This window comes from Shewanella sp. MBTL60-007 (assembly GCF_019654915.1).
Taxonomy (GTDB): domain Bacteria; phylum Pseudomonadota; class Gammaproteobacteria; order Enterobacterales; family Shewanellaceae; genus Shewanella.
This window is the reverse complement of the sequence record NZ_BPET01000012.1, coordinates 59,453-77,976: the sequence shown is the minus strand read 5'-3', so window position 1 is coordinate 77,976 and position 18,524 is coordinate 59,453. Positions and strand designations below refer to the sequence as shown.

Genomic DNA, 18,524 nt, shown 5'->3' with positions numbered 1-18,524 from the left:
AAAGGCCTAACTCTGTGTTAGGCCTTTTTTGTGTCATGGTTATGCTAATTGTAAAAGTGGTAAGCTAATAGCAGGGTCAAACCGTATCCTAAGCTATAGCAAAGGGTTAGTGCGGGAACGTATTTAAGATAGCTTACAAAGGTGATCTCGCTAACTTTACTCATGGCGATAATGCCAGCGGCAGAGCCGATGACTAATAATGAGCCTCCAACGCCAACGGCGTAAGTGAGTCCTAGCCATTGTGCAGTATTTAGTGCTGGCTCAGCTTTAAGCAGTGCCGCAGTTAATGGCACATTGTCTAAAATTGCAGATCCCATACCACTGACAAAGTTCGATATATTGGGGTCAAACTGAGAATAGACTTGAGTCAATAAGTCTAAGGTGCCGATCTCCTTTAGCATACCTACAAGCAGCAAAATACCGAGGAAGAATAGCAGGGTGTCATACTCAACCTGGCGGATATATTCCAGGATTTGCAACTCCTCTTGGTTTGTCCTTGAGGTGTGTCCCACCAAAAACATGACCGACAACCCTGTTAAGAAGGTTAACACAGGTGGAATACCAAATAAGATATTAAGCGCCATCGTCATGACGATAGTGCTAAAGAAGATGAGCGCAATGACCATATCGATGGGGCGGACGCTTTTCTTTATTGACGCGGTATAGACTTCACCTTCGGTTTTTAGTGAGAACAGCACAGCAAGCAACATCACGCTAAATGCTGCTGGAACAAATAGCATCAGTAGTTCAGACATGTCTACATGGCCGCCTAAGAAGATCATCAAGGTGGTGACATCCCCAGTAATTAACGCTACGCCGCCGGAGTTGACGGCAAAGATAATCAGTACTGCCATGCGGCGCCGTATATGGGATTCAAGCTTGAAGGTTGTTAGTAGCCCGAGGGAGACTAAGGTGGCAGTAACATTGTCGCAAATCGCGGACAGTACAAGGGAAAACAGGGCAACTTGAAGCATCAGCATGCGTACAGACACCCTTTGGGGGAAGAGCTTCTGCACTAAGATCTGGATCATGCCTTTGGCGTTGAGGTATGCAACAAAGGTCATGGTGGACATTAGAAATAGCCATAGGGTTGCGATTTCTAACAGGTTTTCATTAAGTTGGTGTTCAACAATTTTTTCGTGACTAGGATCGCCTGCAGCCATAAACAGAGTGATCCAAGAGATACAACCAAAGAACAGAGTGGTTTTGGCTTTATTGAGGTGGGTGATCTCTTCAAACACAATACTGAGTAACGCCAGTACCGCGAGTGAAATCAAAAATGCGTACAACATAGGTTAACTCACATAGCTGATGTTATGGCGTACTTAACCCCAACTCAGTCGCCAAATTAAGGTTATTTTAAGGTTGGGCGGCAACATGAAACCACAGAGATGGGTTTGTCACAACTGTTAACTATGTCTAATTTTGTGTAGAAGTGTGATTTAAAGCTGCTTTAGTGTGTGTGGTGCAGATACTTTATCTGAATTGATTTGTCTTATTAGTTTTTAATACTTATTAGGTTAAGCTTTTACTAATTTTATAGAACTTACTAGCGAATTAAGCATAAAGCAGAAAATAACTAAGCGAAGAAGGTTTGGTTGTTAATGAGCAAATTGCGCTTTGAGTGGAAGCAGATATAAAAAAGGAACACTAGTTAGTGTTCCTTTAATGTTTTAGTTATTACGTTTTAAGGCAATTGCGTTAAACGTAATTAAGCCTTAGCAAGCTTAGCAAATACGCGATCCGCTGCAGCAAGTGTTGCTTCAAGCTCTTCTTCACCGTGAGCAAGTGATAGGAAACCTGCTTCATAAGCGCTAGGAGCAAGGTAAACACCCTCATCTAGCATCATGTGGTAGAACTCAGCAAATAGTGCTGTATCACACTTAGTCACTTGAGCAAAGTTGGTTACCGTCTCTTCGCTTGTGAAGAAGAAACCGAACATGCCACCAACGTAGTTGATAGCCATTGGAATGCCGTGCTTGTTAGCTGCTGCTTTGAAGCCTTCTGCGATGTATTGAGTCTTAGCGGCTAGCTGCTCATATACGCCTTCTTCACAAAGGGCTTCCATCTGTGCAAGACCTGCAGACATGGCAATCGGGTTACCAGAAAGCGTACCTGCTTGGTAAACAGGACCTGTTGGCGCAATAAACTGCATCACATCTTTGCGACCACCGAAAGCACCCACTGGCATACCGCCGCCGATAACTTTGCCTAGTGTCGTCAGATCTGGTGTTACGCCGTAGTGACCCTGTGCGCCGCTCTTAGATACGCGGAAACCTGTCATCACTTCGTCGATAATCATTAGTGCGCCGTACTGATCACAGATAGCACGTAGGCCTTGTAAGAAACCGTCAATTGGCGGAATACAGTTCATGTTGCCAGCAACTGGCTCGATGATGATACAAGAGATCTCTTCTGGGTATTGCTCGAAGATAGCCTTAACAGAATCTAAGTCATTGTAGGTTGCTGTTAGCGTGTGCTTAGCGAAATCTTCAGGAATACCTGGAGAGCTTGGCTGGCCAAGTGTTAGTGCACCAGAACCTGCTTTAACAAGCAAGCAGTCAGCGTGGCCGTGGTAGCAGCCTTCAAACTTAAGAATTTTGTCACGGTTAGTGAAGCCACGTGCCAAACGAATTGCGCTCATGGTCGCTTCGGTACCTGAACTCACCATACGAACTTGTTCCATTGATGGAACCATTTCGATAACTTTTTCAGCCATAGTGACTTCAAGTTCTGTTGGTGCGCCAAAAGATAGACCATTTTCTACAGCTTTTAACACCGCTTCACGAATTTTTGGGTGGTTGTGGCCTAAAATCATTGGGCCCCAAGAGCCTACATAGTCGATATATTTCTTGCCATCGGCATCGAAGATATAAGCGCCGTCAGCTTTTTCGATAAAGCGTGGTGATCCGCCCACACCAGAAAATGCACGTACTGGAGAGTTAACGCCACCTGGGATGGTCTTTTTAGCTTGTTCAAATAGTTCGTCAGAACGAGTCATTTTTAATCCTTAAATTTGTAGCCGACCTAGAGATCAGCTTTTCGTGAATACCAATTAACAGGACGTTCGTATTGCTCAAGTTGAGAGTCAACACCTAACGTCAGTGCAAACAGTGCCATGCGGATCAACAGACCATTATCGGCTTGTCTGAAGATAGCCAGATTTGGATGGTCGTTAAGATCATTATCCAATTCATTTGCTTGCTCACGGGAGTCTCGTGGCAGCGGATGCATGATCACTGTGTTTGACTTGCAATGCTGTGTATAAATACTTTGGTTTAAACGGAACTTACCTCGGTATTTGTTCGCTTCTTCTTGAGAGGGGAAGCGTTCTTCTTGAATACGCGTCAGATAGAGTATATCAGCGCGATCTAAATTGCCTTCAAGTTGATCTGTTATTGTGATCTTATGGCCAGCATTTTCAATGTCACTGATCACAGAGTCAGGCATTGCCAACTCTTTTGGTGATACGAGTGTGAAGCTGACATCTTTATACATGCATAACAGGCGAGAAAGCGAATGTACGGTGCGGCCAAATTTTAAATCGCCCACCATGGCGATATTCATACCGCTAATATCACGGCCACCGGCTGCCAGCTCTTTTTGGATGGTGAATAAGTCGAGTAAAGCCTGAGTTGGATGCTCGTTTGCACCATCGCCGCCATTGATTACTGGTACACGGCTGCCTTTGGCAAAGTCACGCACTGAGAAAGATTCTGGATGACGCATAGCTATCACATCTGAGTAGCTCGATAGTACGCGAGCTGTGTCGTAAAGTGACTCGCCTTTTGATAGCGAAGATGACGCCATGCCAACGGTTTCGTTAACTCGGCCGCCCAGTAAACTAAAGGCACTGGCAAAGCTGACGCGAGTACGGGTGCTAGGCTCGAAAAATAGGTTACCCAAAACGGCACCATCTAACACTGTGGTACGTTTTTGTCTTAAAGCATAAGGGGTCATGCGGGTAGCAACGGAGAAAACGGTTTGAACGGCTTCCAAGTCAAGTTGGTTTACCGACAGGATGTGCGAACCTTGAAACTGAGTCATCAGCCTTTATTTCCAATTTCTGAGGGGCGAATAGCTTTGCTATAGCCCAAGTTTATGTAGGGTGGCTGAGGCGGCACTATAGCAGAATCTAATGGGCAGATAAATATAACAAGTACAGAACATTGGATTAAATCATCCAGATTTTTGACTTATAGGTGAGGACTGAAACATTCTGTTGCCGCAAATTTCGCTAAAACCTTGCCAAAAGGCTGACTGAAGCGTAAAACAGCCCTTGAGTTATCATATTTTCGATTCAAAACAACCGATTTGGAAGGCTTAGTTTGGAGCATTTTATTTGGAATATTGACCCCGTCGCGATAGACGTAATGGGGTTAAAAGTACATTGGTACGGGATCTTGTTTGCGCTGGCGATTGCGTCAGGCTTTCAGGTGATGAAACGCATTTATATTAAAGAGAGTTTACCGGTCGAGTCGTTAGACAACCTTTTGATGTACTGCGTGGTGGGGATTATTGTCGGTGCACGTCTGGCGCACTGTCTTTTCTATGATCCAGCTTATTACTTTAGTCATCCATTGAAGATTTTTGCTATATGGGAAGGTGGTTTAGCCAGTCATGGTGGTGGTCTAGGTGCAATTTTAGCCCTGTATTACTATCAGCGTCAGGTGAAATTACCTTTCTTATTTTTACTTGATCGCTTAGCGATTGCCACGGCGATTTTTGGCTTCTTTGTGCGTATGGCTAACTTTGTAAACTCAGAAATCTTAGGTTTACCAAGCACTGTGCCTTGGGCGATAGTGTTTGAACGTGTCGATATGTTGCCGCGTCATCCAGCGCAGTTATATGAAGCCATTGCTTATTTGTTGATTTTTGTATTGCTATGGGCGATATACAAGCTCACCGATATGAAGCTCAAGCACGGTGCCATCTTCGGCTTATTCCTAGTGTTAGTATTTAGCTCTCGTTTCCTGATTGAGATGGTGAAGGTTAAGCAAGCTGTTTACGCCGATACCTGGACCTTCAGTGCTGGCCAGCTGTTAAGCATTCCATTCTTAATTGTCGGTGTGGCGTTACTTGCCATGCCTTATCTGCGTAAAGCTAAAAGTTAATCACTGCAGAGCTGCAATAAAAAGCCGTTAGCGTAGTTAAATACGCCAACGGCTTTTTTATTATTTAGTGCTTACAGGTAAGTGTTTAACAGTATTAAAACGGTAGACTGAAACCAACCGTGGCGGTGCGCCCCATCCCCTTGAAATAACGGGTATCTTTACCAACCGTTTGCGAATAGTAAGTGTAGTAGTCTTCATTCAATAGGTTTTGAATACCGATACTTAGCGTGCCGTCGTAAACTGGGATGGCAATTGATGCATCAACAGTGGTGTAGCCATCAAAGTTGGCATAGACGTTGTTGTTTTCATCTTTAAAGTCTTTATCCATATAAAAGTTAGCTTGAATATGGGTTGAGATATCATTGTCGAAATTGTGGTTCCAAAATAGATTAATACGGTTAGGTGAGATATTGGCACCATCGAGATCGGTATCTACCTTTTGGTCATCATTTGAGTCGTATTCACCGTTTTGAATCGCAAGGTTGATACCAACGTCATCATTGCTTCCGATGTAAGCAGTTAGGTTTGCCTCAATTCCTTCGATTAAACTTTTTTCGCGTTTAATCACAAATGAGCCGCTGCCATCTCCTTTATCGACCATACGTGCGCCGTAGTCACTTGACGAGCGGTAGTAGGCAATCTTTGAGCTAAAGTATTCACCTTGATAGTCGGCGCCAAACTCGATGTTGTCTGTGACAATTGGGTCTAGTGCCAATGTATCTTCGATACTTGGGTTCGGTCCTTGGAAGTTGTCACCATCGCGCAGTACTCGCCCGACGTCAGGCATACCAAAGCCCTGATTAAAGCTGGTATAAACCCTTAGAGCAGGCGTTATTTGATAAGAGGCGCCAATATTAAATAGGGTCTCATTAAAGTCAGGGCTGCCACCTTCAACATACTTATTGCCGTAGCCATACATGGTCTTGTAGTCGTCTACATTTAGTTTGGCATACTCATAACGTATCCCACCTGAAAGGGTTAGGTTGTCAATGAGGTCATAATCTATTTGCGCAAAGGGAGCGATATTGTCATAGGTGCTTTCAGGCACCCAAGAAATGCCACTCATCACCATATCTTGCTCCGTTGTGTCACGGAATATATCTAGACCATAGGCGATACTGACACCAGAGTCGGCAATATTACTTGCCATCATAGAGGCTTTCATGCCCCATTTTACTGACTTGTTACGTGACTGCTCATAGTAAAGAGACTCGCCGTTTTCGCCAGTGCCACACACGGTTACTTTATCGCTGCCTTCCATACTTGGATCATAAAAATCTGACCAACAGCCCCCGCCATAGACGGCTTCAAAATTTTGATTGAAAAACTGTAGATTCAGCTGCTGGCCGCCAATATCTTCATGGGTATAAGTTAAGCTGGTGGTCGTAACCTGGTTATTGGCTGCATCCCAAGGTTGATCTTGCTTGATAGCTCCAGTTGGTATGTCGTTCTCTTTGTCGCCTTTAACGGCCATGTAGTCGCCGTTATTTTCCATATTGTAATGGTTCACCATTAGCTCAAGTCGAGAGTTGTCAAAGTTATGTCCTAGCTTGATAAAAAAGTCCATGCTTTGACTGTCCATCGACTCGCCCTGAGTGGTGTCGACACCAATCATCTCATCGTTAGCATCGTAATAAACGCCGTTATTGCGATAACTGACAGCACCTATCATATCCAAACTTTCTGATTCACCAGAGAAGCTATAGCTGGTACCAAAACTAATGCCATCGGACTCAAGATTGTTGGGCACGGTCACATCAAAGCTAACGTGGTGTTCGTTATCGCCACTGGGCTTTTTGGTGATGTAATTGATAATACCGCCTTGGGCACCTAAGCCATGCATTGCATTGGCACCATGGATAATTTCAATACGTTCAATCATCGCAGGGTCAATTGTTTGGCCAGAACGACCGCCGCTGCGTAATGGGTTAGACTGTGGTACACCGTCAATCATAATCAATGGGGTACGGCCACGAAGCGTTTCGCCGGTATTGCTCATCTTTTGGCGGCTAGGGGAAAAGCTCGGTGCGAGATTACCTATGATAGCGGAGAGATCTTGGGTTGTTCTAAGTTGTTCATTTAACTGCTCCTGATCGATAATCGTCACAGTGTTTGGAATGGCGCTGACAGGCTTGTCCATTCGACTTGCTGTAACTGTGATAACTTCGATATCGCTGTCTTGTGCAGCGACTAGGCATGGAAAAATAACGGCTGAGATTGATAGCGCAATAATGGAGTTCTTAAACTGCATGAAAGATCCCGTTTAAGTGGAAACACTGTTATGTTTTATGTTTCCGTCCAGTGGAAATCGATTCCTAGCGTGTCTACCCACAAATATAAATGATAATGATTAGTGTTTGCAGGGTATAGGGGATGTGTGATTACTGTCTATGGTAAGTTCAAATAAATAGTTGCGAATGCGAAGAGTTGTGATTTAGATCTCTGGGGATGTAAGAGAGGTGTTATCGATAACGGGCTGTTCGATGGCAGTTGCTCAATCTGCTTAACGGTTGTAAGTTTTCGTATCTAAGCGCTTGTCTGTTACTTATTATCTTTTGTTTGTTCTTGTTCTTGTTCTTGTTCTTGTTCTTGCAGATTTATATAGCAAGCTGTTTATATGAGGTGTAGGCGCTCAAGCGGTAACCGACGCCCTCCCGATAGGAAAAGCGTCAGTATAAATGTAAGTAATTAGTCTGGCCTTGGGATTAAATGCAGCGGCGCAGCATCACTTAAGTAGGCTTCATCGACTTGATCTAACTTGTTGTAGCTAATCATCTGACGTATGCCATCAATATAGGCTTGGCCTCGCTCAGAGTATTTATCTAAGGTGCCAGCCAGTTCCATGCCGGTGATCGGCTTATTGTCAGCGCGTAAGCTTGCTCTTAATTCCCTAAGCTTCTTATAGGCGTTGTTAGTGTTGAGGTTCAGCATATAACCTTCTACAGACGCCAGCGGCGTATCGAAGCGGGCTAAACCATAGTTGCCTAACTCTTTACGCTGCTGTTTAGGGATCATCCCCTTGCCGCTAAAATCCCACTGCCCGAAAAACGCATTACCTTCAACCGTAAAGCGGGAGGTTGCCCAGCCACTTTCTTCCGCTGCTTGGGCAAGTACCAATGAAGGCGGCATGATATCGACTTCCTCAAGCAAGGTTTGCCTTTGCGCCTCAGTTAACGCAGTGTCTGCGTCAGGAGTGATTTTGTACTTTAGGGCAATTCTTTGTAAAACAACGTCATCGAGCGGTGCTGTTTCAATTAAGCGGCGTTCCAGAAGAATATTCTCATTAGCAACTAAGATTAATGGCGCGAGCAATCGGAAAAACACCATCTTCTTCTGTTGCACAGGGATTTGATTCGAGGTTTTTTGCCAGCGTTCACTGACTGACTCGAAGGTCAGTCTTGGGACTTCTCGATTACCTTGCTGCCAGCTTTGAGTGTTGTAATTTAATGAGTCAAATAATGCCATTAATTCATCGAGAGAGTCGATGCGTACATCCTTTGGTGCCTTGGTTGGGCGCTCATCGGAGATTTTAATAAAGCTGGTTTGTGTTTCATCAGAATCGGGTGGTGTTGCTAAATCGGCAGCGACGGTTTTGGGTGTTTGTTTGATGGTGACCGTGTCACTTTCTGGATTAAATTGAGAGTTTGCGGCATAGAGAATTAATAGGACGGCGAGTAGGGTAAGAGCGATAAGAGTTTGAGGTTTCTTGAGCATACACAGTCCTTTAAATCTGGCGCTAATCAACTAAAAACTCATCTTACTATACTTGGCTTTGTTATTGAATTGTTACTATTGAGCGGGAGGGGGTCACAGTGATTTGAATCAACACCACAGGCCTAAAGAAAAAGCCCAGATAATTAAACTATCTGGGCTTTTGCTGATACCTATCGGGCTTAGGATGAATATTAAGCGCCGATTAGGGCTATTTACTCAAGTTCGATGCGGTTTGCGTCGAGTAGTAATAAGCGATGTCTTTCATTTGGGTTTCAGACAACATACTCGCCTGACCTTGCATTAAGGGGTCGCTGCGATCACCACGCTTAAAGTCAACCAACTGCTTGAATAGGTAAGCGGCTTTTTGGCCTTTAAGATCTGGGTAAGTCTTCATCATGCCAAGCATGGCATCGCCATGGCAAGCGATACAGCGTTGATTTGCTAGCGTTTCACCTTTGCTTGCATCGGCTTGGTAATTCAGTGCACTAGACTCAAGTTTTAACCCTTGCAGTGCAAGGGTATCTTTAAAAGATGTATCTTGAGCTTGTACCGATGTGCTTAGTGCCATTAAAGATAGACTGGCGGCTAATAAAGACTTCGAATAATGATTTACCATCTTAATTCTCCTTAGTCGAAGTTGGCATTGGCGGCATCTGGTCGCTATCTAACGGCTTACGTCTAAAGATCTTCATGTCGATCCCCGTCTCGTTGTAATAGGTCGAGAGGTAGTCGAGTACTGGATCCCATGTATCAGAAAGATCCCATAAACCTTGGGTATCAACCATCCACTGAATGGTATCGCGCCAAACTTCACGGTTACCCTTGTTCTGCGGGATAATCAAACTAGTATGGCAAGCGTTACACTGATAGTTCACCATCTCCCAACCCGGTGCCATAATTAGGCCTGACTCGGGGTCAACTGGGTAGCTTTTGGCTGCATCGGCAGCCATCGCAGGAGAGAGGCAACTTAAGGCAAGCAAGCTTGCCGTTAACAGAGTCTTTCTCATTATACGACCCTTACTGCCACTCGGTGACAGCCGTTGAATAGGTAGCCTTTCGGGTTCCACTGTGGTTGAACCATAGGCTGGGTGTCGCCCTTGGTATCAGTTGCACGAGCCCAAATCTCATAGTAGCCAGCTTGTGGTAACTTAAGATCGATATTCCATTGTTGCCACGCTGTTGGGTTCACTGGCTTAGTTAAAGCTGCTGTCTGCCAAGTTGTACCGTAGTCGTAGCTCACTTCAACCTTAGCCACATCACGCATACCGGCCCAAGCATGGCCGCTCACAGAAAGTGTTTTACCTAAAGCTAATTCGCTACCCGTTTGTGGTGCTGTGATTAGTGACTTAACAATCATCTCTTCGATGATCTTAAAGTCTTTGTTATCAACTTTTTCACCTGGTGCAACTGGATACTTTGGTACTTGGTAAGCTGGTGATTCCATCTTCTTACCGTCGTGTACGCGATCTCGAACACCCATACCTGTTGCACATTTCTGTGAAACAGAACCCGGGCGGCCGCCGAATACGATACGTAGTGGGTAGCCGTGCATGTATGGAATATCTTCGCCATTCATGCCCCAAGCAATCATGCCATTTTCATTCATGGCAGCATCAATAGGTACGCCGCGAGAGATGGCTGCGCCTTTACCACTAATGTGCTTATCAGCACCGTAGTGAGCGGTATAAACCGCATCGCTCTTCACGCCACAATCGGCAAGAACGTCTTTAATCAATACGCCAGTCCACTCTGCGCAGAATACAGCTGTGTTACTCCACTGATTACCCTTAGCATTCGGGTAGAAGTTCTCGCGGCTATTACCACCACACTCTAGAACGAGTTGCTGCGTGTGAGTTTTGAACTTCTTCTTTAGCTCTGCAATGGTATAGGTCTTTGGCGTTTCGATTGACTCACCGTCAACGGTGAATTCCCAAGTATCTGGATCAATCTTGTCGAACTCGGGCATCTTACCGTTCCAGCGAATAAAGGCGACATCGGCTGGTGTTTTTACTGGTGCGAGCAGGTGCTCAGGTGGGAAAGCGTTCAGTGGACTTGAGTTTAGTACTTTGAAGTGACTTGGTAAATCATCAACACTCTTCCACTTCACCGCTGATACGTCCATCGGCTCAATACCCGCAGGGCGGTTCGATGCAAAGGCCCAGTTTAGTGGCAGCATGGCTGTTACAGAGGTCGCTGCTGCGCCCTTTAAAAAATTACGTCTATCGATAGCCATTAGTCTTGTTCCTTACCCGTATTGAAATATTCCGCCATTGCCTGCATCTGTTTTTCGGTTAACAGTTTGGCGACTTTACTCATAGTCTTATCGTGGCGTTTTTCTGCTTTAAAGTTTTTTAGTTGTACAACCATGTATTGCACGTTTTGTCCCTTTAAATTAGGGATCGAAGCAAAGTCGTTACTTCCATCAACTCCGTGACATGCGATACACATGTTGAGCAGCTTTTGATAGTCCTCTGCTACGGCTTGACCGCTAAAGCCAACCGTTGAGGCAGAGAGCAGGACTAATGCTGCTAATTTATTATTTAATACACTCATTGTGTGCCCTTTTCGGGATGATGTTGTTTACTCTTGGTTTAGCGCCACATGAAAGGCTGCTTTACCTTTACATCGGGTTATTGGATGTGGTCACCCAGTTACGACCCCGCAACGTTTTTTTATCAATGCTTTCGTGTACTGGTTTTCGTTATTCGTAAATGAAAGCGTTTGAGGTCGTAAAACTACCCAAAAGTGTGATGATAAGCCTGTGAAAAAATCTAAAAAGTTGTGAAAATGATGAATAAACAATCAGTTTGTCTGTTTTTATTTCAATTAAGAGGTGGGAATTTAAGCTCGGGGAATTGTGTGGCGATTGTTGCTTTATTATTGTTCTATGGTTTTGTATTTGATGACAATAAGTTTGCTTACATAAATCGCCTAAGGTTTGAGCGGTTTGTGTCGTTTAAGAGGTGAGAATATGCGATTAATCGTGGCAGAGTTGTAAGCTTTTTCGATTGTTAATTTGGCAATGTTGAGTGCTATTTTAACAGTCAATTAGCGATGTAAGCGGAATTAAATAATAGATGTTAAAGATGATAATTATGGGTTGGTAATTTTTAAAAAGTGCTTCTTTCGCCTGTGACTGTTATATACGGCACTGACTTCTGTTTTGAGTGAGCGCAGCCAAAAAGCATCTAAATAAATAGAAAACGGGAGCAATAGTTAATCGCCTAGCTGCGGATAAAGTAACTTTCTAGGTGGGCTTATACTGAGTCCTTGTTATCAGTATCCCTTAATAAGGATAGGTAACGATAGCCAAGTTTATACTTGACCTGAACGGATCTCTTTTCTCAGCGAAACCCAGTTAATCACCCCAACAATCTGATCGGTGGACTCTTGATAGATATAGACCTCACCTCGGCGCTCTTTAGCAAGAATCGCGTAGACCTCATTGAGGGTTGATGTATCGGGAAGACCTTGAATAGGGTGGCGGGTCAAGGTGGTGTCTTCATCTCTGGCTTGCAGTTCAAGTTGCAGCATATCCACTTTCCCTTGGCCATTTCTAACCAGTACTGAACGACCCTCTGCACGCTTGAGCACTTCTAGCAGCAGTTCGTCATTGTCGGCGACAATTACGAAACGCTTGTCCATAAGGTGGCGAACACCAACTTTTTGTAGCCCGAGGTTTACTGGTGCAACTTTATAGCCCAGTCCCATGATCTCAAGCTGCTTGAAGAAGATAGACTTGGTCTTGAAGCCTTGATGGGCAATTAAAAAGGCAGGGATCACTACGAACATTGAGGGCAGTATGATGGAAGCATTATTGGTCAGTTCAATAAGCGCCACCAATGCGGCTAACGGGGCACTTAAACATACTCCCATCATGCCAGTCATGCCGATAATGGTATAAAGACCAATATAGGGAGCAATACTGGGGAATATTAGCGCGCTCACCAAAGCTAAAATGGTACCGAGAAGGGCGCCTATACCATAAAGAGGGCCGATGAGCCCACCGGGGATCCCTAGCCCGATGGCGGCGATAGTGGCGATGATCTTACCGATTAAAATAGCGCTTAAGAATAAAATACTTGGATGTTGGTTAATGGTTTCGGCAATGGCCAGCTCGCCGCTACCAATCGCTTGCGGTAATACTAGGCCAACTAAAGTGGTCACTGTACCTGCAAGTAATAGTCGATTGAGAAGAGGCCACTTTTGGCCGATGGCGGTGATTTTTAATAGACTGGAATTAAAGATTGCTGCGATACAGCCCAGAACTACTCCGAATATTGCAAGTAATGGATATTGACTAAGTGGGATAGCAGCTACGCCAATTTGATCGAATTCATGGACGTCACCAAATACCAATTGGCTACTGAGCGCGCCGCAGATGGCTGAAAGCATAATAGGGAAGAAGTAATGGATCTTATACTCCCTAAGGACGACCTCAAAAACAAAAATGACTGCTGCTAATGGCGCGTTAAAAATGGCGGCAATGCCGGCGGCGATACCACTGGCACACATGACGCGGACACTGTTGTCGGGCAGTTTAAATTTTTCGGCTAACACGCTGGCACTGACGGCTCCTAAATGGATCGCTGGGCCTTCTCGTCCTACGGAAAAGTTGGTGGCAAGTGCAAACAGGGCTTGGAAAAATTGTCCCGGTGCTGACTGCAATGGAATTTTTCCGTAATGCAGCTTAACTCTATGGATGACATAGGCGATACCCATACGTTTATAACGCTGAGATCCCATTTTTGCGACACCCCAGATTAAAAATGCCCCTAAAAGCGGTAATAATACTCGCCAGTCATCGATGATCTCCGTAAAATTCAGCTCTTGGGTTTCGGTGAAGGTGTCGCACCAGACCAACAATATTCTAAAAAGAAGAATGACACCAGATGCGAAGAGTGCAAAAAGCAAAGCGAGCAAACAGAGTTGTACACTGACCTTAGATTGAGAAAGAATATCCTTAAGGTCGGTATGTAGGTATTTTTGAAATTGCTCTCGCTTCTTAACGATTGTTTGATGCACAGAAATTTCCAAAACTTATGTTTGTCACATTGATTTCAAAATGTGGCATTTTTTATTAAGGGGCTGTTACTTAATGCCAAATTATCATCGTTGGGTCGATCGCTTGCAAGTGATTGAACGACAAATTAGACCCTCCAGCGTTTATTTATTGCTTTTGTTTATCGTTGCCTTTGCGCTAGGGGCACTTTGTTACGATGTGGCGAAGGCGAATTATCTGCCCAAAGCACAGACTCAAGCGGATAACAGCGAACAATACATGCAAGAGCTGCAGTTACAGGCGCAAACATTGGCAGCACGCAATATCGAACTGGCATTAGAGCGAGAAGCCAATAGCAACATGCAGGCGATGTTCGTTGAGCAAAACGCTAAACAAAAAGAGTTGGAACGTGAGCTGGCCTTTTATCGCAGCGTGATGGCGCCAGAAAATAATGCAGACGGTGTAGCCATTAACGGCTTAGAGTTAACCCCTAGCCTCGAACCAAGACAGTATCGCCTCAAGTTGGTACTGACACAATTAGAGAAGCGTAAGCGCTCTTTGTCGGGGCGCAGTGAGATCACCCTCGTTGGTTTACAGGAGGGGAAAACCGTTACTCTTAAGTTATCAGATTTGAGTGATGCCTCATTTAAGTTCAAATTTAGGTATTTTCAGGTGCTAGAGGGCGAATTTACATTGCCTGAGGGCTTTAGCTTGTCTAGAGTGAAGGCCAAAGTGATTGTGCCAGCCAGCCGCTGGACTAAGGGATCACAAACTGAACAGGAATATAGTGCACAAGATTTACTTGTGGATGAAAAAGAGCAGGGCATATTACTTGAACAAAGTACTCAGGTATTAGATAATTCTGCACAGCAAACAGAAGTAAGAGGTAGTAATGACTGAACAAGCTGAAGATGCTTTGCCTATCCGTTTCACCGATGCGGCGGCTTCAAAAGTAAAAACTTTGCTCGAAGAGGAAGAAAATGACGCACTTAAGTTACGTGTATATGTAACGGGTGGCGGTTGCTCAGGTTTCCAGTATGGCTTTACCTTTGACGAGAAGGTGAACGAAGGTGACTTCACCGTAGAGAAGCAAGGTGTTCAGTTGGTTGTTGACCCAATGAGCCTGCAGTATCTTGTTGGCGGCGAAGTGGATTACACTTCAGGTCTTGAAGGCTCACGTTTCTTTGTTAAGAATCCAAACGCAACGACTACCTGTGGTTGTGGTGCGAGTTTCTCTGTTTAATCAACATTGATTAAAAACTAAAAAAAGCCGTCATATGACGGCTTTTTTGTATCTAAAATATAGGCTTAGCGCATGATGTTTAGGTTGATTGCTCGGCTAAAGTAGTGACTGACTTTTGGTGTAAAGGCTATCCAAACTTGCACGAATGATATGAGGATAAGCACGCCAAACACCAACCAATCAGGTAGCTGCATGCTAAAGCTGCCTATGGCATAGCTAGATGGCTCTGAAGGTACCATGTTGTCAGGATCATGCAGTACTAAAGGCATTGCACTGGCTATTATAAATTGCAGTGAGGTATAAACTCTTAGCATGAGCAATCCAGCTTTTTGTTTACCTATAATTGCTAGCACCATAAATAGGGTTAAGATACAAAATAGCACGCCTTGTTTAGCCATTAAGCCACTGATAGAAACCACGACTAAAAATATCAGCAAGGCGATAAGGCGCTTAGGCATGTTGATTTTTTCAACTTGGGCGTCGACAGTGCTATTAGTGGCTTTGCTATCTTGCAAGGTGTTGCTAGGTGCAGATTTGGCGGGATTAACAGGTTTTTCACTATCCACTTTTTTTATTCTCTTTATAGTTTTATTAGTAGATAAAAAGACCGAGATGGCAAGCGAGCATAGCTTGCCATCAAAGATTCTTAATGATTAGTGACGTTTTTTAGGTGTAAGGCGATCTTCAAGTTCGTGTGGTGGGATCACTACGCCTAAGTCATCTTGTACTGGGAATACGGCAACGAAAAGGTCGTCGTCCTGCATACCAGGAACCCAACGCTCTAACCATTCTTCAACAGGGATCGCTAATGCTTGGCAATCTTGCCAGTCATCCACTGCCCAAAGTGCAGCAGCTTCTTCAGTTGGCCACATAGGAATGCAGTCTTCCTCTTCGGTGGTCAGCATTACGCAGCCATCTAAATCTTGTAATGACCACAGAGTCTTATGCTCTTTAACTTGTTCTACTAGGTAGTCGTAACGAGACTCTGGTGTCATTTCAGTGATTTGTTTAAGGCTTTTGTTTTTGTTGCTCATGGTTTACATCTCTTAATATTAAATGAGGCGAGCCTTGAAACAAGGATAACGCGCCGATTAAACGGATAATAGCACCTAGCAGGCCATTGAAAAAGAAAACAGAGCCGCTTTAAGCTCTGTTTTGTTTATGCTGGCTATTCTTTAGCGTCGAAGACTTTATAAATCATTCCAGCGAGTATCGCACCAACTATTGGTGCAACCCAAAATAGCCAAAGTTGTGAGACTGCCCAATCGCCGACAAATAGGGCTGGAGCAGTGCTTCTAGCTGGGTTTACAGAGGTATTAGTCACGGGAATACTGATTAAATGGATCAAGGTTAGCCCGAGTCCAATGGCTATCGGCGCAAAACCTTTTGGTGCACGAGAGTCGGTAGCGCCAAGGATGATCAGCAAGAAAAACAGGGTCATCACGATTTCACAAATCAGCGCTGCGGTTAAGCTATAGCCACCTGGAGAGTGCTCACCGTAGCCGTTCGAAGCAAAGCCGGCAGACAGACTAAAGCCATCTTGGCCTGATGCAATTAGGTATAAAATCCCTGCGCCAGCGATGCCACCTGCAACCTGAGCGATAATATAGGGCAGCAACTCAGATGCAGGAAAGCGCCCCCCGCCCATAACCCAATCGAAACGGCAGGATTTAAGTGGCACCCAGAGATGTGGCCTATAGCAAATGCCATGGTGAGCACGGTTAAACCAAAGGCAAATGCTACCCCAAGTAAACCAATGCCAACCTCAGGAAAAGCGGCGGCTAAGACGGCACTACCACAGCCTCCTAAAACAAGCCAAAGTGTACCGATAAACTCGGCAGTCATTTTCTGGTTCATATTCATAAAACAGTTCCTTGTGTTTTCATTATTCTTTAGGCCGTCAATAGGCTCGCACATTCAAAGTAGAAAAAGAGAACTTCTGTCAAACAAAAGCAGTAACCTGATAGCAATGAAAACGACAGTTTGCTGTGTCCGCTGTACTATGTTTGACACTACTTCACCTTATAGCGTGAGTCCCGTACCATCTGGATTAGCGTCGCGGCGATTTCGATATTGTCTTTATGTCCTCGAAAATACAGGGCGCCTTGGCCATAGGCGTAAATTGGTACGTCGATAGCGTCATGTCCTCCGGTCGTCCATCCAGTATAGGTCAACTTATCAATCGCTTGTTTGAGAACATCGGTTATTTGCTTTTCACGTTGATGGTGAGATAAACGTGAGTTGAGCTTTTTTCTTAGCCCGTCTAATTTTCGGTCTTCAAAAGCAATGCTGATATGAGGCTGCAAAAAAGCACTAAATGTGATTAAGTCATTGAGAACTTCAGGGCTGGCAACAATCCGCTGAGCAATAGTGCTGGGTAGGCTGTGAACTTGGTGCAGCAAATGGCCTTGCCACTGATAAGTGCCTTCACGGCCTAAGGTTAAACCACCTGTTGAATGATCCGCTGTAGCAATGAGTAAGGTGTCCGGGTGGGTATCGACATAACGCTTAACTAAGCTCAAGGTATTTGCAAAATCGTGCATTTCATTCATTGCGCAGGCGATATCGTTGCTGTGACCGCACCAATCTATTTGACTTGCCTCAACCATCATTACAAAGGGAGCCTCTTGATTCGATAGTAGAGAGAGAGCCTTGCGGGTCATGGTTGTCAGCCTGAGCGGATCTTGGCTTTCAATCGCATAGGGTAAACCTTTGGGGGCAAACAAGCCTAGGGCTGGTAAGTTTTCGATGCTACTGAGATCGCTAAGGCTGTCGATGTACTGGTAGCCATACTCTTGAAATTCTACGGTCAGATCTCGATCATCGCGCGCGAAATACTGAGCGCCGCCGCCCAGCATGAGATCAGCGATGGGACGCTCGTCGATGAGATTACTTAAATAGCTATCGGCTATTTGCTCGTAGTTTCGGCGGCTTTCGTTGTGGGCTAAAAAGCTGGCAGGGGTGGCATGATTTATCTGTGATGTGACCACCACTGCAGTGGTCTTGCCTTGGGCTTTTGCCATCTCCAGTAGTGTCGGGAAAGGCCCACCTTGATGGTCTACCGAAATCGCGCCGTTATAGCTCTTATAGCTGGTGGCTAACGCAGTCGCGGCGGCTGCAGAATCGGTGACATAAGTGTCATCGTCTGGATAGGTACTCGACATGCCGACCAGTAGCTTATCGAAGATCGTCTTCTCGACCCTTTGGGTTTGCGGGTTATCGCTATAGTAGCGGTAGGCGCTGGTATAGGCTGGACCCATGCCGTCACCAATCAAGTAGATAATATTCTTAGGTAGATATTCGGCTGCAATAATGGGGCTGAAGGGAGCGTGAGTTTCAGCCGCAGCCTCTTTGCTTAACAGGGCGGTGCTGCATAGGCTGGCGCAAAGAAGGCCTGAACAAATTGTAAAGAAACGAGTCGTCGAGGTTAAGTTAGTCATAATCTGGCTAT

General features: G+C 44.9%; 16 protein-coding genes and 1 pseudogene. 3 read left to right on the top strand and 14 right to left on the bottom strand.

Going from position 1 to position 18,524, the window contains the following annotated elements:
• Positions 1-44 precede the first annotated feature (44 nt).
• The 3 genes from nhaD to K5Q92_RS06135 form a co-directional block, all read right to left on the bottom strand.
• Positions 45-1,292, bottom strand: a complete 1,248-nt coding sequence (gene nhaD, locus K5Q92_RS06145; RefSeq protein ID WP_220768145.1) for a sodium:proton antiporter NhaD — start codon at positions 1,290-1,292, stop codon at positions 45-47.
• Positions 1,293-1,711: 419 nt separating this feature from the next.
• The gene (gene hemL / locus K5Q92_RS06140) at positions 1,712-3,001 is read right to left on the bottom strand and encodes a glutamate-1-semialdehyde 2,1-aminomutase (protein WP_220768144.1); all 1,290 of its coding nucleotides are present in this window, start codon (positions 2,999-3,001) and stop codon (positions 1,712-1,714) included.
• 26 nt (positions 3,002-3,027) lie between these two features.
• A complete protein-coding gene (locus K5Q92_RS06135) occupies positions 3,028-4,047 on the bottom strand; it encodes an aspartate carbamoyltransferase (protein ID WP_220768143.1) in 1,020 nt (339 codons plus the stop codon).
• Between the two features lie 281 nt (positions 4,048-4,328).
• Here K5Q92_RS06135 and lgt point away from each other — a divergent pair, with 281 nt between their 5' ends.
• Positions 4,329-5,114: a prolipoprotein diacylglyceryl transferase gene (lgt, locus tag K5Q92_RS06130; protein ID WP_220768142.1), complete on the top strand. Its 786-nt coding sequence runs from the start codon at positions 4,329-4,331 to the stop codon at positions 5,112-5,114.
• A gap of 94 nt (positions 5,115-5,208) precedes the next feature.
• Here lgt and K5Q92_RS06125 read toward each other — a convergent pair whose 3' ends face one another.
• From K5Q92_RS06125 to K5Q92_RS06095, 7 genes are all read right to left on the bottom strand, one after another.
• Complete coding sequence (locus tag K5Q92_RS06125) at positions 5,209-7,365, bottom strand: TonB-dependent receptor (RefSeq protein ID WP_220768141.1); 2,157 nt, start codon at positions 7,363-7,365, stop codon at positions 5,209-5,211.
• A 437-nt stretch (positions 7,366-7,802) separates the two neighbouring features.
• Entirely contained in the window at positions 7,803-8,828 is a 1,026-nt protein-coding gene (locus K5Q92_RS06120; RefSeq protein WP_220768140.1) for a glucosaminidase domain-containing protein, read from the bottom strand.
• A 208-nt stretch (positions 8,829-9,036) separates the two neighbouring features.
• Entirely contained in the window at positions 9,037-9,444 is a 408-nt protein-coding gene (locus K5Q92_RS06115) for a cytochrome c (protein ID WP_220768139.1), read from the bottom strand.
• A 1-nt stretch (position 9,445) separates the two neighbouring features.
• Complete coding sequence (locus K5Q92_RS06110; protein WP_220768138.1) at positions 9,446-9,835, bottom strand: cytochrome C; 390 nt, start codon at positions 9,833-9,835, stop codon at positions 9,446-9,448.
• The gene (locus tag K5Q92_RS06105; protein WP_220768137.1) at positions 9,835-11,061 is read right to left on the bottom strand and encodes a molybdopterin-dependent oxidoreductase; all 1,227 of its coding nucleotides are present in this window, start codon (positions 11,059-11,061) and stop codon (positions 9,835-9,837) included. Before K5Q92_RS06105 ends, K5Q92_RS06110 begins: the two co-directional genes overlap by 1 nt.
• Positions 11,061-11,381 carry a c-type cytochrome gene (locus K5Q92_RS06100; protein WP_220768136.1) on the bottom strand — a complete coding sequence of 107 codons (321 nt, stop codon included), beginning with the start codon at positions 11,379-11,381 and terminating at the stop codon, positions 11,061-11,063. Before K5Q92_RS06100 ends, K5Q92_RS06105 begins: the two co-directional genes overlap by 1 nt.
• Positions 11,382-12,143: 762 nt before the next feature.
• A complete protein-coding gene (locus K5Q92_RS06095; RefSeq protein ID WP_220768135.1) occupies positions 12,144-13,865 on the bottom strand; it encodes a chloride channel protein in 1,722 nt (573 codons plus the stop codon).
• A 61-nt stretch (positions 13,866-13,926) separates the two neighbouring features.
• Here K5Q92_RS06095 and K5Q92_RS06090 point away from each other — a divergent pair, with 61 nt between their 5' ends.
• Both K5Q92_RS06090 and erpA read left to right on the top strand, forming a co-directional pair.
• Positions 13,927-14,730: a DUF6776 family protein gene (locus K5Q92_RS06090; protein ID WP_220768134.1), complete on the top strand. Its 804-nt coding sequence runs from the start codon at positions 13,927-13,929 to the stop codon at positions 14,728-14,730.
• Positions 14,723-15,073, top strand: coding sequence for an iron-sulfur cluster insertion protein ErpA (erpA, locus tag K5Q92_RS06085; RefSeq protein WP_012154245.1), 351 nt, complete (start codon positions 14,723-14,725; stop codon positions 15,071-15,073). Before K5Q92_RS06090 ends, erpA begins: the two co-directional genes overlap by 8 nt.
• Positions 15,074-15,138: 65 nt before the next feature.
• Here the strand turns inward: erpA and K5Q92_RS06080 are convergent, their stop codons facing one another.
• The 4 genes and pseudogenes from K5Q92_RS06080 to K5Q92_RS06065 all read right to left on the bottom strand — a co-directional run bounded on the left by K5Q92_RS06080 (position 15,139) and on the right by K5Q92_RS06065 (position 18,513).
• Complete coding sequence (locus K5Q92_RS06080; RefSeq protein ID WP_259649506.1) at positions 15,139-15,639, bottom strand: hypothetical protein; 501 nt, start codon at positions 15,637-15,639, stop codon at positions 15,139-15,141.
• 87 nt (positions 15,640-15,726) lie between these two features.
• Positions 15,727-16,107 carry a DUF2750 domain-containing protein gene (locus K5Q92_RS06075; protein WP_220768133.1) on the bottom strand — a complete coding sequence of 127 codons (381 nt, stop codon included), beginning with the start codon at positions 16,105-16,107 and terminating at the stop codon, positions 15,727-15,729.
• Between the two features lie 134 nt (positions 16,108-16,241).
• A pseudogene (gene aqpZ / locus K5Q92_RS06070) lies at positions 16,242-16,936 on the bottom strand (aquaporin Z).
• 149 nt (positions 16,937-17,085) lie between these two features.
• Positions 17,086-18,513 carry an alkaline phosphatase gene (locus K5Q92_RS06065; RefSeq protein WP_220768132.1) on the bottom strand — a complete coding sequence of 476 codons (1,428 nt, stop codon included), beginning with the start codon at positions 18,511-18,513 and terminating at the stop codon, positions 17,086-17,088.
• Positions 18,514-18,524 lie beyond the last annotated feature (11 nt).